Source organism: Cupriavidus sp. 09_S30, from assembly GCF_056930435.1.
In genome coordinates, this window is sequence record NZ_JBXOWI010000002.1 from 2490782 (window position 1) to 2512404 (window position 21623).

A 21623-nucleotide genomic window follows, 5' to 3' on the forward strand; every position below is an offset into this window, starting at 1 on the left:
GCCGATCTGACCCGGTTTCGCCCTTTTTTTCGACCCTTTGCCTGCCGCCGATTCCCTCAAGAATGGCAAGGCATTCCAAGACAGGCTTCTCATGGCGAACACGCTTTCCCCCTCCCAGGCCGGCAGCAACACGAACAAGCGCGGCCGGCTGCTGCTGATCGGCGCCGTGCTGGTCGCAGTCCTGGGCGCTGGAGGCTTTTTCCTCGGCAGCTTGCTCAGCAACCGGCAGCCAGCCGCGCCGGCCGCGCCAGTCATCCCGCCGCCCATCTTCATGCCCCTGGACGCCTTCACCGTCAACCTCAAGAGCGAGGACGGGGAGCGCTTCCTGCACACGGCCTTGTCGCTGAAGATCGCCGACGCGGATTCCCGTGCGCGCCTGTCCGACTACCTGCCGGAGGTGCGCAGCCGCATCCTGCTGCTGCTGTCGGCCAAGCGCCCGGAAGACCTGGCGACGGTCGAGGGCAAGCGGCAACTGGCGCAGGACATCGGGCAGGTGCTTTCGGAGCCCTTCACCAAGGGACTGCCGCCGCAGAAGATCGTGGATGTTCTGTTTACTTCCTTCGTGGTGCAGTAAGCCCATGCCCTGCCCCGCGAGCCAACCCGACATGAAGCCGCCAATCGCCTCGTCGCCGGTCCGCCGGCCTGCCCGCCGGCAGCGGGCGGGCTGAGCCGGACACGAAGCGCTTCAATCAATCAGCCGCTCATGGGGCAGGACACTAGATGGCCTACGACAAGTTCCTCTCGCAGGACGAGGTAGACGAACTACTGAAAGGCGTGACCGGGGAAACGGACACGCCTGAAGACACCGGCGCGCAGGGCACCGAGGATGGGGTGCGGCCGTACAACCTCGCCACGCAGGAACGCATCGTCCGCGGCCGGATGCACACGCTCGAGATCATCAACGAGCGTTTCGCGCGGCAACTGCGCACCGCGCTGTTCAACTTCATCCGCCGCGGCGCGGACATCTCCGTCGGCTCGGTGCGCATCGAGAAGTACGGCGATTTCGTGCGCAACCTGCCGGTGCCGACCAACCTGAACCTGGTCCACATGAAGCCACTGCGCGGCACCGCGCTGTTCGTGCTGGACCCCAACCTGGTCTTCCTCGTCGTCGACAACCTGTTCGGCGGCGACGGCCGTTTCCACACGCGCGTGGAAGGCCGCGATTTCACCCAGACCGAGCAGCGCATCATCCGGCGCATGCTCGACCTGACGCTGGAAAGCTACGGCCACGCCTGGCGCACCGTGCACCCGATCGAGTTCGAGTACGTCCGCTCGGAGATGCATACCAAGTTCGCCAACATCGCCATCCCCAGCGAGGTGGTGGTCACGACCGCCTTCCATATCGAACTGGGCGCGGTCGGCGGGCAGATGCACATCTGCTTCCCGTACTCGATGATCGAGCCGGTGCGCGACCTGCTGATGAACCCGCTGCAGGACGAGGTGGAGGTCGACAAGCGCTGGCTGCACCAGCTATCCCAGCAACTGCGCGCGGCCGAAGTGGAAGTGGTCGCCGAGTTCACCCATGTGCAGAGCACCGTGGGCGACGTGCTGGCGCTGCGCGCCGGCGACGTGCTGCCCATCGAGCTACCCGAACTGGTGTTCGGCAAGGTCGACGGCGTGCCCGTAATGCAATGCGGCTTCGGCACCATGAACGGCCAATACGCGCTGCGCGTGGAACGGATGCTCAATCACCAAGAAAGCGATTCCAATAAGGACACCGATCATGACTGACGGCAAAGAGGACAAGCCGGCCGATCCGATGGACGACTGGGCCAGCGCCCTGGCAGAGCAGACCAGCGCCACCGCAGCCGCCGCCGAGGCGAGCGCGCCGGTGGCTGCGCCCGCCGCGGCCACCGTCTTCCCTCCGCTGGCCAAGGAGGCGCCGTCCGGCTTCCACAACGATATCGAGATGATCCTCGATATCCCGGTGCAACTGACGGTAGAACTGGGCCGCACCAAGGTGCCCATCAAGAACCTGCTGCAACTGGCGCAGGGCTCCGTGGTGGAGCTGGATGGCCTGGCAGGCGAGCCGATGGACGTGCTGGTCAACGGCTACCTGATCGCACAGGGCGAGGTGGTGGTGGTCAATGACAAGTTCGGCATCCGTCTGACCGACATCATCACGCCATCCGAACGGATCCGGAAGCTGAACAAATGAGCGCAAGCACGCGCCGGCGGCGCTTCGGCACGGCGAGGCTGGCATGGCCGGCGATAGCCGCCGCCGCAGCCGGCCTGTCGCCGGCCGCCCATGCGGCCGCCTCCGAAGTCGGCGTCGGGGCCGGCCCCGGCGCTGCGGCCAGCCTGGCCCAGCTCGGCTTCGGCCTGTTCTGCGTCATCGCCCTCATCCTGGCGCTGGCGTGGTTCGCCCGGCGCACGGGCCTGATGCGCCAGGGCACGCCCGGCGTGATGCGTACCATCGGCAGCGTGATGCTCGGCGCGCGCCAGCGGCTGGTGCTGGTCGAGGTCGGCGACACCTGGCTGGTGCTGGGTGTCAGCCCCGGCGAGATCCGCACGCTCCATACGCTGCCGGCAGCACGCGCCGCCGCGGCGCGCCCCGAGTCGACCTCGGCCAGCGGTTTTGCCGAGAAGCTGCTGCGACAGATGCAGGAAAACCTCAAGTCATGAGCCTTTCACAAGCCCCGGCCCACCCTTGCCACCGGTCCGCCCACCGTCTGCTGCCCGCACTGCTGTGCGTGGCGGCGGCCACGGCGGTGCTCGTTCCCGAACTGGCCGGCGCCCAGGCACTGCCCGGCCTGACCAGCAAGCCGGCGCCGGGCGGCGGCCAGATCTGGTCGCTGTCGGTGCAGACGCTGGTCCTGCTGACCTCGCTGTCCTTCCTGCCGGCAGGCATGCTGATGATGACGGGCTTCACCCGCATCATCATCGTGCTGGGCCTGCTGCGCAATGCGCTGGGCACGGCCAGCTCGCCGCCCAACCAGGTCCTGGTTGGCCTGGCGCTGTTCCTGACCTTCTTCGTGATGTCGCCGGTCTTCGACCGCATCTATAGCGATGCCTACAAGCCGCTGTCCGAAAACAAGATGAGCCTGGAGGACGCGGCGTCCAAGGCGGCCGCCCCCCTCAAGAGCTTCATGCTCAAGCAGACGCGCGAAAAGGACCTGGCACTGTTCGCGCAGATGGCCAAGACGCCCGAGATGCAGGGCCCCGAGGAGGTGCCGATCTCCATCCTCGTGCCGGCCTTCGTCACCAGCGAGCTGAAGACGGCGTTCCAGATCGGCTTCACGATCTTCATCCCCTTCCTGATCATCGACCTGGTGGTCGCCAGCGTGCTGATGGCCATGGGCATGATGATGGTCCCGCCGGCCACGATCTCGCTGCCGTTCAAGCTGATGCTCTTCGTGCTGGTCGATGGCTGGCAACTGCTGCTCGGCTCGCTGGCGCAGAGCTTCCTGAACTGACCTGAGCGGCCCCGCCCTCGCGCGCCCCCCGTTTCCGAGATGACACCCGAAACCGTGATGACCATCGCCACCCAGGCGATGAAGATGACGCTGCTGCTGGCCGCCCCGCTGCTGCTGGTCGCGCTGGCCGCAGGGCTCGTGGTCAGCCTGTTCCAGGCTGCCACGCAGATCAACGAAATGACCCTGTCGTTCATTCCCAAGCTGGTGGCCCTGTTCGGCATGATGGTGCTGGCCGGCCCCTGGATGATCAATACCTTCGTCGACTACATGCGCCAGGTCTTCCAGGGCATTCCGGCCCTGGCACACTGACGCTGCCCGGTGCTGAGCGTTACCACGGTCCAGCTCTACGACTGGATCGCGACCTTCCTGTGGCCCCTGTTCCGCCTGCTGGGCCTCTTCGGCACTGCCCCGCTGTTCAGCGAGGCCGCCATCCCCCGCCGCGTGAAGGTCGGGCTGGCGGCCGTGCTGGCCGCCGTGATCGCACCGGCCATCGGCGAAGTGCCGGTGGTGCCGGTCTACTCCTATGACGGCCTGCTGATCATCCTCAACGAGGTCGGCATCGGCGTGGCCACCGGCTTCACCATGCGCATGGTCTTCTCCGCGGTGCAAGCAGCCGGCGAGGTCATCGGCCTGCAGATGGGCCTGTCCTTCGCGTCCTTCTTCGACCGCAGCGCCGGCGGACAGACCATGGTGCTGGGCCGCTTCCTGAACGTGGTCGCGATGCTGATGTTCCTGACCATGGACGGGCACCTGGTGATGCTGGCCACCTTGGTGGACAGCTTCAACAGCCTGCCGATCGGCGCCACGCCGATGTCGGGCCATGGCTGGATGACGGTGGCACGCGCCGGCGGCACGATCTTCTCCTCCGGACTGCTGCTGGCACTGCCGCTGATCGCCGCGCTGCTGACGCTGAACCTGGCAATGGGCATCCTCAACCGCGCCTCGCCCCAGCTCTCGATCTTCGCCGTGGGCTTCCCGGTCACGCTGGCCGGCGGCTTGCTGGTGATGTCGCTGGTCATGCCCCAGATGGGCACCTACATGGTCCACCTGATCGAGACCGCGTTGGCATCGCTGAATGCTGTACTGGCGCAATTGGGGCGCTGACGCCGCTGCGCGGTGTGCCGGCCCGGCTGCCACGATGCCGTAATATGCGGGGCTCCCGGCACCTGCGGCATGTCGCCCGTGCCGCGCCGAGACACCGCCCTGCCGCCCGATGTCCCCACCCCAGCCACCGCTGATCGTCGACCTGTCGCCACCGTACCGCGTGGACGGCATGCCCGCCCGCCACCAGTCGGTGTGGCTGCTGGCACGCCTGCGCTACGCCCTGCTTGCGGGCGAGGATGGCGTGACGGCCGCTACGGTGCGGGCCCGCTTCCCGCGTGCGGCCGACATCCGCATGCTGGTTTCGCGCGCCTTCGCCGATTTCCGCCGCTGGCAGGTGCCGGTCGGCTGGGGCATCGAACGGGGCGTGGCGCCGCAGCGGCTGGATCCGGCGCGGCGCAGCCAAGGCCCCTTCTGGCTGGCCCCGGGCGCTGCCCGCCGCCTCGCCTTCGTGCTGGACGGCAAGCGCGCCGGGCGCGTTGGGTTGGCGCGCTTTCTCGCGCTGGCGCCGACCCGGCCGCAGGAGGACGCGCCCGGCCCCGGCTCGCCGCCGGAGCAGCCAGGCCTCGGCTACGCGCTTGGCGATCTGGCCTACTGGAACCACCTGACCCATGCCATGCGGGGCATGCATCTGGGCGCCGCGGGCGCGCACGAGGGCGACATGGGCGCGGCCTTCGCCGCGGCGCGCCGCAGCGCTGGCGACGATTTCCAGCATGCCCTGGCGCTGCTCAAGGAAAGCCTGGCCTGGCGCCGCAACGATGAACTCGACCGCAGCCGCGCCGCGCTGCGCCGCTTCGACCGTATCGTCATCGGCGGCGGCCTCAGCAGCGCGCTGCCGACTTTCTCCGCCATGGCACATGTCGTGCGAGGCTGGGAACGCTATGCGCGTGGCGACATGGCCGCGGCGCGCGCGGAGCTGGACCGCCTTGCAGCGGCCCGCACACTGCGCCCGGTGCTGCGCTACAACCCGCGCGTGCGTTTCGAATACCTGAATCTCGGCGCGCTGCTGCACAAGGGCGCCGCCATCGACGCCACGCTGGATGGCGCCGGCAAGGCGCACGGCAGCAAGGCCGCGCACGCCGCGCTGACCGACTTCTCCGGTGCGCTGCAGGCTGCCTACGAGGCGGATTCGGTGGAGGCCGCCCAGCACGCCGCCGCCAACATCGGCTGGTGCCTGTGGCTCTTCTGGCAGCACGGGCTGATCGATGGCAAGCGCGAGCTGGCGCTGGCCGCCGTGCAATGCCAGGCGATGCGCTGGCTCGGCCTGTCGGAATGGATCTGCGACCGCTTCGGCGTGGGCGGCGGTTCGGCCTGGAACACCATCTTCCTGCTGCGCGTGGCCCGCGGCAACTGCGCTCCGCGCGACGGCAGCGTGGCCGCCTTCCGTGCGCAGCAGCCGCTGCGGGTGGCCGAGGCCATCGACGCGCTGCGCCCCTTCCACGCGCCACTGGCGCCGGCCAAGGGCTTTGTGCGCTGGTCCTCGGTGGCGGCCTTTGCCATCGAGGAGCACGACAGTGGCCATGCCCGCATCGGCACGCTGCAACTGGCCAACCTGTTGCTGGAATCGGCCTGGCACCTGACACAGGAGGAAGGCGACAGTGCCGCCGCCTACCGCGCCATGGAGCGCCTGGGCCGGCAGATGACGACGCTGCGCCCGGCCGAACGGCGCTTCTTCGCCGCGCAGGTGCGCGCCTTCCCCGCCGCGCTGCGGGCCGCCGCCGACGCGGGGCGCAGTGCAACGGGCAGGCGGAACGCACCGGCCTGATGCATTGTGTTTGTCTCCCTGCCTCCCAATGGTTTTGCAGGCCCTGCTATTGCAGTGCGTTGCCTGAACGGCAACTCGCCCGTTGCCCCGACGGACGCCTACGGCATCGCGGGCAGTACCGACCAACGATCCGTCAACTCCCCGTTGCGCAAGATGGCTAGTTCCCCGAACTGTTGCAGCACGGCTTCACTCTGCCGTGGGCGCAGGAAGATGTAGTCGTCCGGTTTCAGTCCCTGGGCGCCAGAACCAACCAGGACCTGCTGGTTGGAGGAGGTTCCATAGAGGCCGCTTTCTCGCAGCCCTGCTGGGGATTCCGGATCGGCCAGCCAATTGCCGCCGTAGATGAAGTATCCATGCCGCTGGTTGGCATCCCATGCTCCAACGGCCTTGCCGAGGACTTCTGCCCCGACCGGCATCAGGAAGCGCCCGGATTTGAGTACCGGCGTGGCGATGAACGATGCCGGCAGCAGGTCTTCCAGCAACGGCGTGTCGAAGTCCTTCGGCTTGACCATTGCAGAGCCAACCGAGAGCTCGTTCGCGGCGCTCGTTCCATCATGGAGCCGATATGTCGGCGAACCGGCGGCGTTGAATACCAAGCCGTCAGCTGATGCGAGCTTGAGCGTGCGAAGCGCAATCTCACGATATCGCGCATACAGTGCCTTGGCGTCGCGCTCGGCGCCTGCACGCGCTCCCGGCAGATCTGGAATCTTGGTCACATGGGCGTCGTAACCCATGAGCCCGCCAAACTTCAACAGTGGCTCACCAGCGATGATGGACAGCATCTCCGCCATCGTTTTCTCGTCCGCAACGCCACCACGATGCAGCCCGACATCGATCTCGATATTCACCTTGATCGGTACGCCCCGCGCGCGCGCGAGATCCCGATACTCGACAAGGCGCGCAGGCGTATCTACCAGCCACTGCAATTGCCGCGATGGGTCGAATCCGCTCGGTCGGAAGCGTTCGTAGAAGGTCTTGGCCGCCAAGACAGGCAGAGGCTTGCCGAGAAGCAGGTCGGTGCGCGGTCGCTGCTCCGCTATCGTCAGCAGGTACGGTAGGTTGAACACCATCAGGCGTTGCGTTCCGGTGGCTTCCATCAGCGCGTCCAGCAGCGGCAGTGACGGCAGCGACTTGGCAACCAGGCGAAGCGCAATGCGGCCATTGATATTGTTGACCACCCGTTTCGCGTTGGCCAGCATGCGGTCGTGATCGATGATCATGACTGGCATGCCGATTCCCGCGCGCGCCAGATTGGTCGAGATCGCGGAGAAGTAGGGGCTGTGCGGCCCACCTTGGTCGCGCGGACGTAGTGCCGCGATGCCGGCAAGTGCAGCGACTCCGCCAGCAGACAGAAGGATGCCCCGGCGCCGAATATTAACCATGGGAAACTCCAAACATTTGTTGCAGGTAGGGATTGAGCATGCGTTCATGCGGGTCCAGTTCGCGCCGCAATGCGAGAAAGTCATTCCAGCGGGGATAGAGCGCAGCAAACTGCGTCGCCCGAACATTGTGGAGCTTCCCCCAATGGGGCCTGCCCTCGTATTTGCGGAAGACAGGCCCGATCTCGGTCAACAGGTAGTCATAGGGTTCGCCTTGCAAGGCGTGTACGGCGATGGAACAGCTGTCGCGCTGATAGAACGGGCTCAGCCAAGAATCGTCGGCGCTCACGAAACGAAATTCGAGTGGAAAGAACACGTCGTTTCGCTTCTCCAGCGTCTTGATGACTTGGCGTACGCAATCAATACCGACCTCGCGCGGGACGTGGCACTCTGTTTCGTTGAACCGGGTCGCCCGCTGACTCGCAAGCAGCTTCCAGGATTTGCCCGTGGACACCTCGGTTTTTCCGGTGTCGATCAGCTTGCTCGCGACCCATCGGCGAAGCTGCGGGACGCTGCCGAGCCAGTCGCGTAAGCGGAGCAGATCGCTCAAGGTCTTCTCGTCCTCTGACGGTGGATAGACCTGGTCGGAGCCGTTATAGACGTCGTGAACGATGCCGACGGCGTAGCCGGTGAACGGCAGGTAATAGAACTCGAAGTTGCGATGTTGCCGGGCGAGGCGAGGCGCTTCATCCAGCAATTCATCGACCGGCTTCAGGAAGACCTGTCGACGCAGGTTGTAAGCCGGTACGGTGCGCACCGTCACCTGCGTCACGATGCCCAGCGATCCGAGTGATACGCGTGCGGCGTCGAAGAGGTCGCGGTTATTTTTTGTGCTGCACTCGATGGCGTTGCCGTTGCCTGTCATCAGTCGAATATTGACGACCTCGGCGTGTAGTGCGGGAAGTGCGATGCCGGTGCCGTGCGTTGCCGTCGCTATCGCGCCGGCAAAGGACTGCGAATCGATATCCGGCAGGTTGCGCAGCGCCATGCCCTGCTGATCCAATTGCCGAGACAGCAAGGCCAGCCGGGTGCCGCCGTGCAGTGTGGCGGTGCTCGCGGCCTTATCCACCGAGATCAGGCCGGACATTCGATCAAGCGATACCAAGGTGCCGTCTGTCGGAACCAGGCCGCTGAAGGAGTGTCCAGCGCCTACACAGCGGACCTTGGCGCCTGTCGTGTGCAGTAGTTCCGCCAGGTCCGCCTCACTCGCCGGCGTTGCCATCCGGGCTGGCGCACAGGAGTTGATGCCGGACCAGCTTCGCCACGCCTGGGCTTTGGCGCCTCCTGTCGCTTGCGCCGTAACCACGGAATTTGGCGCCGCACGTGTGTGTCCGGCAATCGCGAACGCCAAACCGGCGCTCGCACCAACCTTGAGGGCATCCCTTCGGCTCACGCGTGCCTGCTTTCTTGCGTCAGTCATGTTTTGCATCGTCCCCATAGGCCATAAAACTGATCAGAGCGCGCATATCAGGGTCGGTGCAGTCGCTGCATAGTCCTTTTGCCGGCATCGACTTGTAGCCTTCCTGCGCATGGCGCACCAAGGTGTCGAGCCCCTGGCGCAGGCGTGGCTCCCATTGCACCAGGGAGCCCGCCAGTGGAGCACCGCTGCCTGCATTTGCATGACAGGTGAAACAGGAACGTTCGTACTGAGCCGAGAGCGCGGCATTTGCAGGCCGAAGCGCTTCAGCTCGCTGCAACGTCGTGGCATCGGGTTGGTGCGGGGCTTCTTGTCCGCATCCCGCCAGCGCAATCGTCACGGCGAGCCACGGAAGGGCAAGCGAGCGCACTGCCTTTCTTGTGCCGATCCATCGGGCCCGATGTGTGCTGATCTCTATGGACGCTGCGCGCAGGCCACTGGTGCCATGCACGGAATTGCTACAAACGGGGGCAGACATGTCTTCCTCAGCTCGCGTTTCGATAACACTGTTATTTATGGATACACCGTTATATCAAAGTGTCCGATGTTGGGAACTGCGGGTATACGCCTAAAGCCACTTTCCCTATGAGGAGCGCTGCGCCCGAACGGGTGCATCCAAAAGCTCGATCGTTGTCAGTCCCGTAGGAAAAACGTTGTACTCAAAAATAACGATGTTATATTTATTGGAATGGGAGGCGATCCAGAGCGTTCGAGGCACGCTTCACGAGGCGATAGTCATGCAAGTGCCAACGTCAACATGCAGCCGTCTTCCACCCAGCGGCGGGGACCAACCGGATACCGGATCGACAAGCCCCCCTGATCGACACTAACCCCACATCAAGAGGGAAACATGGAGGCAACACACTCGTCGTCTATCCGTCCGCCGACGGATGACGCAACGCTGCACGTTGGCGGCCGCGCGCGACGCCGTCGCGCGCTGGTAGCGGCGGTCATAGGCAATGGCCTGGAGATGTACGACTTCACCATCTACAGCCTGTTTGCCGCGACCATCGGCCGCCTGTATTTCCCTAGCGACAACCCGCTGTCATCGCTGATGCTTTCCTTCGCCATTTTTGGCGCGGGCTTCCTCATGCGTCCGCTAGGCGCTGTATGCATCGGACATTTTGCCGACAGTCGGGGCCGCAAGGTGGCGCTGACTCTCACCATCTGGCTCATGGCAGGCGGCACTGCCTTGATCGCGTTTGCGCCTGACTACCAGACGGCCGGCCTTCTCGGCACGACCATGGTCGTGCTTGGCCGCTTGCTGCAAGGGTTGGCTGCGGGCGGGGAAGTCGGCGCGGCATCGGCTCTGCTGATGGAGTCGGCAGCCACGAACAATCGGTGCTACTTCGTCAGTTGGCAGACCGCGACGCAAGGTGGAGCTGCGCTGTTCGGTGCATTGATCGGTGCCGGGCTGTCTGTGTCGCTGACGCCAGAGCAACTGCTTGGTTGGGGCTGGCGCATACCATTTCTCATCGGGCTGCTGATCGCGCCCGTCGGAATGTATATCCGGCGCAACCTCGATGATGGCTACGACACAAAGGCAGCCAAGGCGAGCATTGCAGCGCTCTTCAGCCAGCATTGGCGCGAGATGCTCCTGGGCACGTTGCTGCTTGCGGGAGGAACTGCCGGCATCTACATCAATGTCTTCTACATGCCGACGTACCTGGTGCATTCGCTACGCTTGCCGGCATCGAGCGCGCTGCTCGTCGGGAGTGTGTCTGGGGCGGTCATCCTGATCATGTCGCCGTTGTTCGGGCGCCTTGCAGACAGGTATGACACGCGCAAGCCGATCGTCTACTTTTCCGTGATCTCTTCGCTGGTCTGGAGCTTGCCGACCTTCTTGCTGCTTTCCTCCGGCGTTGGGCTGCCGTTCAAGATCATGGCGGTGGGGGTCGCCGTTACGTTCCTGTCGGCCAGTACCGGCGCCGGCCTCGCCCTCATCATGGAAGGGCTGTCACGCCATCATCGAGCGACCGGGCTGTCGATCATCGTCGGTGTGAGCGTGACCGTGTTTGGCGGCTTCTCGCCTTTGATCTCAACCTGGTTGATCGGCAAGACGGGAAGCGTGATCGCGCCCGCGTGGTATTTGATGGCAACCCTCGCCATCAGCCTTGTCGCGATGACGCTGTATCCGAGTCATCCCGGTCGGGACTGAACATCACGCCGCAGGTATTGAGCCGGCGTCGGCGCGCTGCGCTCTCCTCGTTCGTCACACCGTTCTCGTCCAATCCATTTCATGAATCCATTCTCTACCGTTTCGTCCACGACACCGGAGCTTTGCCTGCTCTCCGCTCGCGAACTTGCCAGCAAGATCAGGGAGCGCGAGCTTTCATCGCGCGAGGTGGTTGGGGCCTTTCTCGATCAGATTGAAGCGCACAATCCGCGTGTCAACGCGATCATCTCCATGCGCACCCGGGAAGCGGTGCTGGCCGACGCGGACAAGGCGGACGCGGCGGTTGCGCGAGGCGAAGCCGTGGGCGCCCTGCATGGCCTGCCCCAGGCAATCAAGGACCTCGCACTGACCAAGGGCATTCGCTCCACGTTCGGCTCCCCGCTGTTCAAGGACCACGTGCCGGACGTGGATGCCATCATGGTCGAGCGGATGCGCGCTGCTGGTGCAATCCTTATCGGCAAGACCAATGCGCCGGAGTTCGGGCTGGGCTCGCACACCTACAACCCGCTGTTCGGCGCCACGGGCAATGCCTTCGACCCCGCCCGCAGCGCCGGCGGCTCCAGCGGTGGCGCCGCTGTGGCGCTGGCGCTGCGCATGCTGCCGGTGGCGGACGGCGGGGATATGGGGGGCTCGCTGCGCAATCCGGCTGCCTTTAACAATGTGCTCGGACTGCGTCCCTCGCAAGGCCGCGTACCGGGTTGGCCGCGCACCGATGCCTTCTTCAACCAACTGGTCACCGAGGGACCGATGGCGCGCAGCGCAAGCGATCTGGCATTGCTGCTCGCGGTCCAGTCGGGATACGACGCGCGCGCGCCGTTGTCGCTCGATTCTGCGGTGCCGGATTGGCATGACCAATTGGATGCCGACCTTGGGGGGCAGCGCATTGCCTGTCTAGGCGATCTCGGGGGGCACCTGCCCTTCGAGCCGGGCATCCTCAGCATGTGCGAGTCGGCGCTCGGCTTGCTGCAGCCTGCCGGCATCGAGGTCGAGTCGGTGCGCTTGGACTTCGATTGGGAGCGGGTCTGGCGCGCATTCGTCGTACTGCGCCAGTTCGCGATCGGGACCAATTTCGAAGCCAGTTACCGTGACCCAGGACTGCGTGCGTTGATGAAACCTGAACTGCAGTGGGAAATTGAAGGCTACAACGCGATGTCGGTCGAGCAGCTCAATACGGCTGTCCAGGACCGCACAGCCTGGTATGACCAGGCGCTGAAGCTGTTCGAGACTTATGACTTCCTGGCTTTGCCGAGCGCCCAGGTTTTCCCCTTTGAAATCAGCAAGCACTGGCCTGATTCGATCGGCAGCCGCAAGATGGACAGCTACCACCGCTGGATGGAGGTCGTAACGCCCGGCACGCTGTCGGGGTGCCCGGTCATCAGCCTGCCAGTGGGCCGCAATGCCGATGGATTGCCAATGGGCGTGCAGATCATCGGCCGGCCGCGTGGCGACCTCTCGCTCCTGCAGCTGACGCGCGCCTACGAACAAGTGAGCAACTTCCCGCAGGAATTGCCGCCAGCCTTGTTGAGGGCGCTCGCATGAGGCGGGGGGAGAAGGCAAATATCGTACTATTGGGCTCACATCGAGCGCCATCGGCGCATCAGGCTTTTCACCATCACGGACGAGGAACAACGAGGTGAGCAAGACAACTGGCGCAAGGCGCGAAGTGCGCCCTGATCCGATACAGGAGCGCAAGCAGCGCGAGCTCGAGCAGCGAAGAAAGGCGATACTCAAAATTGTCCGAAAGCGCGTGCTTCAGGGAGGCGCGCACGCCATATCGATGCGCAAGGTCGCGGAAGAGGCTGGGTTTTCCACGACGATCGTCTATTCCATCTTCAATGACAAGGCCACGTTGATTGCGCAGGCCATGGATGACGACCTCCTCAGGCTCAATCGCGCCATGGAGCAGGCCACAGCGCAAGGCACCACGATCCTCGAGAAAACGAAGCTGGCTTGGCTGGCCTATATCGAGTTCGGTTTGAAGAATCCACGGCAGTACGAACTGGTGTTCATGGAGCCGCGCCCGCCTGCACCGGTCGAGTCCTCCACACTCGAGTTCGGCAACCCCAAGATGGACCCTTACCAGTTCGTCTATGGCTTGGTTTCGGGGCTGGTGGATGAAGGATTCGTTGCGGCGGCGCCACAAGATCTGCACACCATCACACAGGTGCTTTGGGAGGGCGCCCACGGGATGACTTCGTTGCGCATTACCTCTGGAGATGATCCATGGATCCCGAGGGCGGGCGCCGATACCCACGCGCATCATTTGATCGATTCGCTGCTGCTCGGCATCCTCGCAAAGTGGCCGGGAAAGCGTCACGCTGCCGCGGTCAAGGCGATCCTGTCACCACCGGTATCGGCCGGCTAGGCGGCCCGCTCAAGCGTCGCGCAGGTTGAAGGTGCGCGCCAGCGGCGAGCGAATTGTGCCCGCGCCAGACCAAGCATTTTGCATGAACAGACCGCGCAGGACTCGGCCGTTCCGTTGCCCAGCGCCCCGTCACGTCTGTCAAATTACAAAGGGAGGAGACATCTAATGAATACAGCCATCAACAGCCGTGGCGCAACAACGTGGCGGGCCATCGGACGCATCTTGCTAGTGCTGCTCGCCGCGGTTGTCGTGCTGGTCGCCTGCGTGGCTTTCAACACGTGGCGCCAGAACTCCCGACAGCTTGAGGTGCCGCCCGCTCCGCTGCTGGCCGTGGATGGTGCCGCAGCGGCAGCGCATCTGGGTGAGGCCATCCGCGCCCGCACGGTATCCAGCGCAACCGACGCCCAGCAGAATGCCGACCAGTTTCGCCAACTACATGCGATGCTGGCGGCGCGCTACCCCAAAGCCCATGCCGTCATGCAGCGCGAACAGGTGGGCGACTTTGCCCTGCTTTATACGTGGAAGGGTTCCGACCCGTCGCTGCAGCCGATCCTGCTGATGGCGCACCAGGATGTGGTGCCCATCGCGCCCGGCACGGAAGGGGACTGGACCGAGCCTCCGTTCGCCGGTGTGGTCAAGGACGGCATGGTCTGGGGCCGCGGCGCGTGGGACGACAAAGGCAATCTGATCGCCCAGATGGAGGCGGCTGAACTGCTGGCAGCGGGCGGCTTCCAGCCACGCCGCACCATTCACTTCGCCTTTGGTGCCGACGAAGAGGTGGGCGGCGAACGCGGCGCCAAGAAGATCGCCGCGCTGCTGCAGTCGCGCGGCGAGCATCTCGAATTCGTGATTGATGAAGGGCTGCTGATCACCGAAGGCGTGGTGCCGGGGCTAACCAAGCCGGCCGCGCTGATCGGCGTTGCCGAAAAGGGCTTTCTGTCAGTGGCGTTGAAGCTTCGCGCGACGCCTGGCCATTCTTCCATGCCCCCCTCGCATCCCGGCGAGAGCGCCATCGCCATGATGAGCGCCGCGCTCAAGCATCTGGATGACGAGCAATTCCCCGCTGGCATTCGCGGCGTGCCGCGAGAGATGTTCGAAACGCTGGCGCCGGAAATGGACGGCTTCAACCGTGTGGCGCTGTCCAACCTGTGGCTGTTCGGGCCGCTGCTGGAGAAGAAGCTGGCGGCCTCGGCCAGTTCCAATGCCATGCTGCAGACGACCACCGCGCTGACCATCTTCCAGGCAGGCAACAAGGACAACGTGCTGCCCGGCCGTGCGGAGGCGACGGTCAATTTCCGTCTGCTGCCCGGCGACAGCGCGTCTGCCGTGATGGCCCATGTCGAAGACGCCACCAAGGCTGCCGCGCCCAAAGGGCATTTTGATTTAACTGTGCTACCCGGCATGAGCGAGGCGTCGCCGGTGTCGCCCACACAAGCGGCGTCTTATCAGTTGATCAACAAGACGGTGCGTGAGCTGTTTCCCGGAACCGTGGTGGCGCCAGGGCTGATGGTGGGGGCAACCGATTCTCGCTATATGGTTGGCCTGAGCGACCACGTGTACCGCTTCTCACCTGTGCGGACCAAGCCGGAAGACATTCCGCGCTTTCATGGCACCAACGAGCGCATGACAGAGGCGAACCTGGTCGGGTTGATCCGCTTCTACCACCGGCTGATCCACCAGGCGGCGGGGGCGCAAGCCTGACGCAGGATCAGACGTCGCTGCCCGGCTTCCCCCGGCCGCATGGCCTTGCCTGATCGCCCCTGCAAACAATCCGTCATATCCCTTACACAGTCGTGGGATACCTTGCGGGCTCCGATCAGGGAGGAACCCCATGCGCAAACAAGAAAAAGGCGGCCTGCTGGCCGTACTCGCCGCGCTGACCACCGCAGGTATCCTGCATGGCTGCGGCACCGACAACCCGCCCGGCGATACGCCCGCCTCGCCCCCCACCAATCCCCAGCAGCCGGCGGATGCCGCCAGCGCCGCCGTCAACATCCAGTCCGCCTGGGTAGTGGTCGGCGAGAACAACCAGGCGACCGCCCGCGTGGTCACCAGCTACAGCGCGCCGGCGCCCGCTTCCGGCAGCGCCGACCCGAACGCGTCCTGCCCGCTGCTGAGCGTCGACGGCAAGCAAAGCCGCATGTCGCTGCGCGTGGCGGCCGGCAGCGTGCCCCTGCGCCCGACGGCCAGCGACCCGGCCGACTCGAAGGCGTCGGCCTTCCCGGTCAATGTCTGCGAGGCCAAGCTGCCAGCCGGCGCCGCCCAGGCCAGCGTGGCCGGGCAATCGCTGCCGCTGCCCAAGGCTGAGCCGCAGCGCATCCTGGTGCTCGCCGATACAGGTTGCCGCCTGAAGAAGGCTGACAACGCCTACCAGGCCTGCGCGGACGGCAACGCCTGGCCCTTCGCCGCCCTCGCCACCACCGCCGCGGGCTTGAATCCCGACCTGGTGCTGCATATCGGCGACTACCACTATCGCGAGAACGCCTGCCCGGACGATATCGCGGGCTGCAAGGGCAGCCCCTGGGGCTACGGCTGGGACACCTGGCAGGCCGACCTGTTCCAGCCGGCACGCCCGCTGCTGGCCAAGGCGCCCTGGATCATGGTGCGCGGCAATCACGAGGAATGCGCACGGGCCGGCCAGGGCTGGTACCGCTTCCTCGATACGCGCCCCTACGCGGAGGCCAACTCCTGCAACGACCCGGCCAACGACAACATCGCCAACTATTCCGAGCCCTACGCCGTACCGCTGGGCACCGGCTCTCAGGTTGTCGTGTTCGATACGGCCAAGGTGAGCAAGTCCGCGCTGAAGACGACCGACGCGCAGTTCCAGATCTACCGCAAGCAGTTCCAGACGGTGGCCGCGCTCGCCGCCAAGCCGGGCATCAGCACCACGATGTTCACCAACCACCATCCGATCCTGGCCTTCGCCCCGATCGCAGGCAGCGCGCCGGCACCCGGCAACCTGGCGCTGCAATCCGTAATGCAGGACCTGAACGCCCAGGCCTACTACCCGCCCGGCGTGCAGGTCGCGCTGCACGGCCACGTGCATGACTTCCAGGCCATCAACTTCTCCTCCAACCATCCGGCCGCCATCGTCTCCGGCAACGGCGGCGACAACCTGGACGTGGCGCTGCCCGACCCGCTGCCGGCCAACATGGTGCCGGCACCGGGCACGGTGATCAACGGCATCACCCATCACAACAGCTTCGGTTTCGTGATGATGGAGCGCCGCGCGGCGCCGGCCACCGGCTGGACCTACAAGGCGTACACCATTGCCGGCAAGGTGCTCGCCACCTGCACGCAGACCGGCAACACGCTGGCATGCGACAAGAGCGGCTTCCTCACGCCCTGATCGCGGCGGGGCTGCTGGCGCCGATGCTGGCGCTGTGCGCACCGTCCGTGCCGCCCGCGGCAAGCGCCGGGGCGGCAGCCGCGCCCGCGCCGGCCACCACCACGCTGCTGCCGGGCGCGCCGCCCTCTCGCGTGGTGGCCGTCATCGGCACGCAGACGCCACAGGTGGCATCCAAGGTGGACCCGGCCACGGCCATGTTCCGGCCCGATGCGGAACTGGCCGCGCTGGGCCGCCGCATCTTCTTCGACTCTCGCCTGTCCGAGCCGCGCGGCCAGAGCTGCGCCGGCTGCCACGACCCTGCGCGCGCGTTCTCGCCCACGCTGACGCCGGCCGCGCTGCGCGGACCCGGCGTGCCGCAGGGCAGCCGGCCGGGGCGCTTCAGCCTGCGCAACGCGCCCTCGCTGCTTTACGTGCGCTACGTGCCGCGCCGCTACTTCTACCAGGATGACGATGCGCTTCAGCCCGCGCCGTTCGGCGGACTGTTCATCGACGGCCGCGCCGACACGCTCGCCGAGCAGGCACGCGGCCCGCTGTTCGACCCCAACGAGATGAACAACGCCACGCCCGCCAGCCTGCTGCGCAAGGTCAATGCGACCGAGCTGGCGCCGGCGCTGGCGGCGCGCTTCGGGCCTGCCGTGCGGCGCGACCCCGAACGCATGGTAGCCGCGCTGGGCGAAGCGCTGCAGGCCTATCTGCAGAGCGACGAAATGGCGCCCTTCAGTTCGCGCTTCGACGACTACCTGCGCCGCCGCACGCCGCTGAGCGCACAGGAGGCGCGCGGCCTGGCGCTGTTCAAGAGTCCAGACAAAGGCAACTGCATGAGCTGCCACACCTTGTCGGACACCGCGCAGCGCCCCGAGCGCTCACTGTTCACCGATTTCGGCTATGACGCCATCGCCGTGCCGCGCAACCGCGCGCTGCCGGCCAACCGCGATCCGCGCCATTTCGACCTTGGCCTGTGTGACACTGCACGCAAGCTACGCTGGCCCGAGCCCGGACAATGGTGCGGCTACCTGCGCACGCCCGGCTTGCGCAACGTGGCGGTGCGCCAGCGCTTCATGCACAACGCGGTCTTCGCTTCCTTGCGCGACGCCGTCGCTTTCTACAATACGCGCTCGACCGACCCGCGCCATTGGTACCACGGCGCAGACACCTTCGACGACGTTCCGGCGGCGTACCGCGGCAACGTCAACGTCAACTCGATGCCGATGAACCGCCGGCCCGGCATGCCGGCGGCGCTGTCCGAGCAGGACATCGACGACATCGTCGCCTTCCTGCGCACGCTGACGGATGCGCCTTACGTCGGCGCGATGCCGCCCCTCGCTCCCGCCGCGGGCGCCGCGACGAAGGCCACAGCAGGCACGCTGATACACCAGCCATAGGCAGGCCACGCTGCGTCAACGCCTCGTAGCGTGCTGCCATGCAGAACTCATGCGCGCCGATCGCCCAGGAACGCAGTGGCCTGCGTTGACAGCGGCTTCCTTCCGGACTTACGCTCGACCGGCGGATCTGCCTGCCGGAGCCGACTGGACAGGGCCGGCAGCCGTGCGTCAACAACAAAGACAAACAATAACAATAGAGACATTGCACCGTGCCACCCCGCCTCTCCGTCCTGCGTCCTGCTCTCCCCATCCTGCTCGGTGTCTCGGCCTTGCTCAGCCTGGCGATGGGCCTGCGCCAGAGCCTGGGCATCTTCATGCCGCCGCTCACCCGCGACATCGGCATCTCGGTTTCCGACTTCACCATCGCCATCGCCGTACAGAACCTGACCTGGGGCCTGCTGCAGCCGCTGGCCGGGGCCTGGGCCGGGCGCCTGGGCTTCCGCCGCCTGATGATGGGAGGCGCACTGCTCTATTTGGCCGGACTGGTCCTTCTGGCCACCGCGCACGACCTCATCGGCGTCACGCTGGGTGCCGGCGTGGCGATCGGGGCGGCCATGGCCTGCACCGGCAGCGCGATTTCGCTGGCCGTGGCGGCGCGGCCGGTACCGGCTGCGCTGCGCAGCACGGTGCTGGGACTGGTGTCGGGCGCCGGCTCGCTGGGCGCGCTGATCGCCGCGCCGATCGGCCAGGTGGTGAGCCAGGCCCACGGCTGGCGCGCCGGCCTGGCGGCCTTCATCGTGCTGGCGCTGGTGATGCTGCCCGCGGCCTGGTTCGCGGGACGGGTCGACAAGCTGCCGCTGCCGACCCTCGCCGCAGGCCCCGAGCAGAGCGCGCGTGAGGCGTTGGGCTCGGCGCTGCGCCATGCACCCTTCGTGGTGATGGCTCTGGCCTACTTCGTGTGTGGCATGCAATTGGTCTTCCTGACCACGCACCTGCCGACTTACCTGGACGTGTGCGGCATGGACCCGATGCTCAGCGCGCAGGCGCTGGGCATGATCGGTGGCTTCAATGTGCTGGGCAGCCTGTTCTTCGGCTGGGCCGGTGGACGCTACAACAAGCTGTTGCTGCTGGGTGGCATCTACACGACCCGCTCGCTGGTGCTGACGTGGTATTTCTCCTCGGCGCCCACCCCCGGCAGCACATTGGTGTTCGCGGCCCTCATGGGCTTTCTCTGGCTGGGCGTGGCGCCGCTGGTGTCGGGCTGGATCGCCGAGACCTTCGGCCTGCGCTGGCAGGCCATGCTCGGCGGCGTGGCCTTCTTCAGCCACCAGATCGGCAGCTTCGTAGGTGCCTTCGGCGGCGGGCTGGTCTATGACGCGCTGGGCTCGTACACCGTGGCCTGGCAGGCAGGCGTGGCCATGGGCCTGACCGCCGGCGTGGCCCAGATCATCTTCGCCCTGGCCACCCGCTCGGGGCCGCCGCGCGCCGTGCCCACCTGAGCCGGACCGCGCGAAATGCACCGATACAACTTCCCGGTTTGCGGGCAGCACCACACAGTCAGATAATGACGGGCGCTGCCGGCCGCGGCCCGCAGCGCCCGCCTCCGCCGTCACCCGTCCCATGCAGTCACATCAAGGCCTTCCCCATCCCCAGCGCGCCTGGGCCGTCCTGACCGTTTTCAGCGGCCTGATCCTTGCCGTGCTGGACGGCTCCATTGCCAATATCGCCCTGCCCTCGATCTCGCGCGAGCTGGGCGCCGACCCGTCGCGCACCATCTGGGTGGTCAACGGCTACCAGCTCGCGGTCACGGTCTGCCTGCTGCCGCTGTCATCGCTGGGCGACATCCTGGGCTACAAGCGCGTCTACCGCGCGGGCCTCACCATCTTCCTGCTGGCGTCGCTGCTGTGCGCGCTGTCCGTGAACCTGCCCATGCTGGTGGCCGCACGCGTGCTCCAGGGCGTGGGCGGCGCCGGCATCATGAGCGTCAACACCGCGCTGGTGCGCTACATCTACCCGCCCAACCGGCTGGGGCGCGGCATCGGCTTCAATGCGCTGGTAGTGGGCATCACCACGGCCGTGGGCCCTTCGCTGGGCGCGGTGATCCTGTCGGTGGCCAGTTGGCCGTGGCTGTTCGCCGTCAACCTGCCGGTGGCCCTGCTGGCGCTGACACTGAGCCGGCGCTCGCTGCCAGCCACGCCACCGCAGCCGCGCGAGTTCGACTATCCCAGTGCCGCGCTGTCGGCGGTGGTCTTCGGGCTGTTCATCCTGGGTGTGGACGGCCTCGGCCACGAGGCACTGCGCCAGGCCGGGGCGGTCGGGCTGGCCGCCGCGCTCGCACTTGGCTGGGTGCTGGTGCGCCGCCAACGCGGGCAGGCCGCGCCGCTGGTGCCGGTGGATCTGTTCAAAAGCCGCGCCTTCACGCTGGCGGTGGGCACCTCCTTCTGCTCCTTCATGACGCAGATGCTGTCCTTCGTGGCGATGCCCTTCTACCTGGAGTACCAGCTTGGGCGCTCGCTGCAGGAGACCGGGCTGCTGATCACCCCGTGGCCGCTGATGGTGGCGCTGATGGCGCCCCTCTCCGGGCGCCTGTCCGACCGCTACCCGGCCAGCATCCTGGCGGGCAGCGGCCTCGGCCTGCTTGCCGGCGGCCTGCTCAGCCTGGCGCTGCTCGACAAGGGCGCGGGCAATGCGGAGGTGATGTGGCGCATGGCCATGTGCGGGCTGGGCTTCGGGCTGTTCCAGTCGCCCAACAACCGCGCCATGATCGGCGCCACGCCGCGCGAGCGCAGCGGCGGCGCCAGCGGCGCGCAGGCCACCACGCGGCTGCTGGGCCAGACCACCGGCACCGCCGTGGTGGCCCTGCTGTTCAGCCTGGACCGCAGCGGCGCGGCGCGCATGGCGTTGTTCACGGCAGCCTCGGTGGCAACGCTGGGCGCGGTGGTCAGCCTGAGCCGACTGCGCGACGGCAATGCCGCGCCAAGCGGCCACGCTGCGGCCGAACCGGACGCCTGAGCGGGGAGGCCTGCGGCGACGGAATACCGCGCTTGCGCGGCGCGCAGCTTGGCGAAATTGCAAGCGCCCGCCCTCTCCCCCGGCCCCTCTCCCGCAAGCGGGAGAGGGGAGCAAACCAGCGCAGCGCCAATTCCATCGCGCTTGCCGAAGCCGACAGGATGCGCCAACACCAATCGCCAAGCATAGTGTCTTGGCTCCCTCTCCCCTCATGGGGAGAGGGTTGGGGAGAGGGGTGGTCTAGCAAGGCGCCACAAACAACAAAGCCGTCGGTTTTATCCAGCACGTTGGCACGGAAACGAAGCCGTCGGTTTTATCCAG

General features: G+C 66.2%; 19 protein-coding genes. 16 read left to right on the forward strand and 3 right to left on the reverse strand.

Translation table 11 applies throughout. The annotated features are described in order from the left end of the window. Positions 1 to 91: 91 nt before the first annotated feature. The 8 genes from fliL to AC1Z3O_RS31355 all read left to right on the forward strand — a co-directional run bounded on the left by fliL (position 92) and on the right by AC1Z3O_RS31355 (position 6282). Positions 92 to 574 (forward strand): flagellar basal body-associated protein FliL, encoded by a 483-nt coding sequence (fliL, locus tag AC1Z3O_RS31320; RefSeq protein WP_483520648.1) that lies wholly within the window; start codon positions 92 to 94, stop codon positions 572 to 574. A gap of 146 nt (positions 575 to 720) precedes the next feature. Next, a complete protein-coding gene (fliM, locus tag AC1Z3O_RS31325) occupies positions 721 to 1731 on the forward strand; it encodes a flagellar motor switch protein FliM (RefSeq protein WP_483520650.1) in 1011 nt (336 codons plus the stop codon). Continuing rightward, positions 1724 to 2158, forward strand: coding sequence for a flagellar motor switch protein FliN (gene fliN, locus AC1Z3O_RS31330; protein ID WP_483520652.1), 435 nt, complete (start codon positions 1724 to 1726; stop codon positions 2156 to 2158). The genes fliM and fliN overlap by 8 nt, the downstream gene beginning before the upstream one ends. Then, a complete protein-coding gene (gene fliO / locus AC1Z3O_RS31335) occupies positions 2155 to 2625 on the forward strand; it encodes a flagellar biosynthetic protein FliO (protein WP_483520653.1) in 471 nt (156 codons plus the stop codon). The genes fliN and fliO overlap by 4 nt, the downstream gene beginning before the upstream one ends. Beyond that, on the forward strand, positions 2622 to 3416 hold the full coding sequence (fliP, locus tag AC1Z3O_RS31340; protein WP_483520655.1) for a flagellar type III secretion system pore protein FliP: 795 nt from the start codon (positions 2622 to 2624) through the stop codon (positions 3414 to 3416). Before fliO ends, fliP begins: the two co-directional genes overlap by 4 nt. A 39-nt stretch (positions 3417 to 3455) precedes the next feature. Beyond that, complete coding sequence (fliQ, locus tag AC1Z3O_RS31345; protein ID WP_483520657.1) at positions 3456 to 3725, forward strand: flagellar biosynthesis protein FliQ; 270 nt, start codon at positions 3456 to 3458, stop codon at positions 3723 to 3725. Positions 3726 to 3734: 9 nt separating this feature from the next. Continuing rightward, on the forward strand, positions 3735 to 4520 hold the full coding sequence (gene fliR, locus AC1Z3O_RS31350) for a flagellar biosynthetic protein FliR (RefSeq protein ID WP_483520659.1): 786 nt from the start codon (positions 3735 to 3737) through the stop codon (positions 4518 to 4520). Between the two features lie 109 nt (positions 4521 to 4629). Further along, positions 4630 to 6282, forward strand: coding sequence for a hypothetical protein (locus AC1Z3O_RS31355; protein WP_483520661.1), 1653 nt, complete (start codon positions 4630 to 4632; stop codon positions 6280 to 6282). 98 nt (positions 6283 to 6380) lie between these two features. Here AC1Z3O_RS31355 and AC1Z3O_RS31360 read toward each other — a convergent pair whose 3' ends face one another. Genes AC1Z3O_RS31360 through AC1Z3O_RS31370 form a run of 3 tightly spaced genes read right to left on the reverse strand, consistent with a single transcriptional unit; the run spans position 6381 to position 9556 of the window. Continuing rightward, positions 6381 to 7664 carry an alanine racemase gene (locus tag AC1Z3O_RS31360; RefSeq protein ID WP_483520663.1) on the reverse strand — a complete coding sequence of 428 codons (1284 nt, stop codon included), beginning with the start codon at positions 7662 to 7664 and terminating at the stop codon, positions 6381 to 6383. Next, positions 7657 to 9081 carry a D-arabinono-1,4-lactone oxidase gene (locus AC1Z3O_RS31365; protein ID WP_483520665.1) on the reverse strand — a complete coding sequence of 475 codons (1425 nt, stop codon included), beginning with the start codon at positions 9079 to 9081 and terminating at the stop codon, positions 7657 to 7659. Before AC1Z3O_RS31365 ends, AC1Z3O_RS31360 begins: the two co-directional genes overlap by 8 nt. After that, complete coding sequence (locus AC1Z3O_RS31370; protein WP_483520667.1) at positions 9074 to 9556, reverse strand: c-type cytochrome; 483 nt, start codon at positions 9554 to 9556, stop codon at positions 9074 to 9076. The genes AC1Z3O_RS31365 and AC1Z3O_RS31370 overlap by 8 nt, the downstream gene beginning before the upstream one ends. Positions 9557 to 9928: 372 nt before the next feature. On the opposite strand from AC1Z3O_RS31370, the gene AC1Z3O_RS31375 reads away from it, so the two are divergent. The 8 genes from AC1Z3O_RS31375 to AC1Z3O_RS31410 all read left to right on the forward strand — a co-directional run bounded on the left by AC1Z3O_RS31375 (position 9929) and on the right by AC1Z3O_RS31410 (position 21305). After that, positions 9929 to 11236: an MFS transporter gene (locus AC1Z3O_RS31375; RefSeq protein ID WP_483520669.1), complete on the forward strand. Its 1308-nt coding sequence runs from the start codon at positions 9929 to 9931 to the stop codon at positions 11234 to 11236. An 81-nt stretch (positions 11237 to 11317) separates the two neighbouring features. Next, complete coding sequence (locus AC1Z3O_RS31380) at positions 11318 to 12793, forward strand: amidase (protein WP_483520671.1); 1476 nt, start codon at positions 11318 to 11320, stop codon at positions 12791 to 12793. A gap of 94 nt (positions 12794 to 12887) precedes the next feature. Then, positions 12888 to 13619 (forward strand): TetR/AcrR family transcriptional regulator, encoded by a 732-nt coding sequence (locus AC1Z3O_RS31385; RefSeq protein ID WP_483520673.1) that lies wholly within the window; start codon positions 12888 to 12890, stop codon positions 13617 to 13619. 135 nt (positions 13620 to 13754) lie between these two features. After that, positions 13755 to 15320, forward strand: coding sequence for a M20 family peptidase (locus AC1Z3O_RS31390; RefSeq protein ID WP_483522100.1), 1566 nt, complete (start codon positions 13755 to 13757; stop codon positions 15318 to 15320). 130 nt (positions 15321 to 15450) lie between these two features. Next, positions 15451 to 16971: a metallophosphoesterase family protein gene (locus tag AC1Z3O_RS31395; protein ID WP_483520675.1), complete on the forward strand. Its 1521-nt coding sequence runs from the start codon at positions 15451 to 15453 to the stop codon at positions 16969 to 16971. 23 nt (positions 16972 to 16994) lie between these two features. Then, on the forward strand, positions 16995 to 18353 hold the full coding sequence (locus AC1Z3O_RS31400) for a cytochrome-c peroxidase (RefSeq protein ID WP_483522101.1): 1359 nt from the start codon (positions 16995 to 16997) through the stop codon (positions 18351 to 18353). A 284-nt stretch (positions 18354 to 18637) separates the two neighbouring features. Then, complete coding sequence (locus AC1Z3O_RS31405; protein ID WP_483522102.1) at positions 18638 to 19792, forward strand: MFS transporter; 1155 nt, start codon at positions 18638 to 18640, stop codon at positions 19790 to 19792. 121 nt (positions 19793 to 19913) lie between these two features. Next, positions 19914 to 21305, forward strand: coding sequence for an MFS transporter (locus AC1Z3O_RS31410; protein WP_483520677.1), 1392 nt, complete (start codon positions 19914 to 19916; stop codon positions 21303 to 21305). Positions 21306 to 21623: the final 318 nt, after the last annotated feature.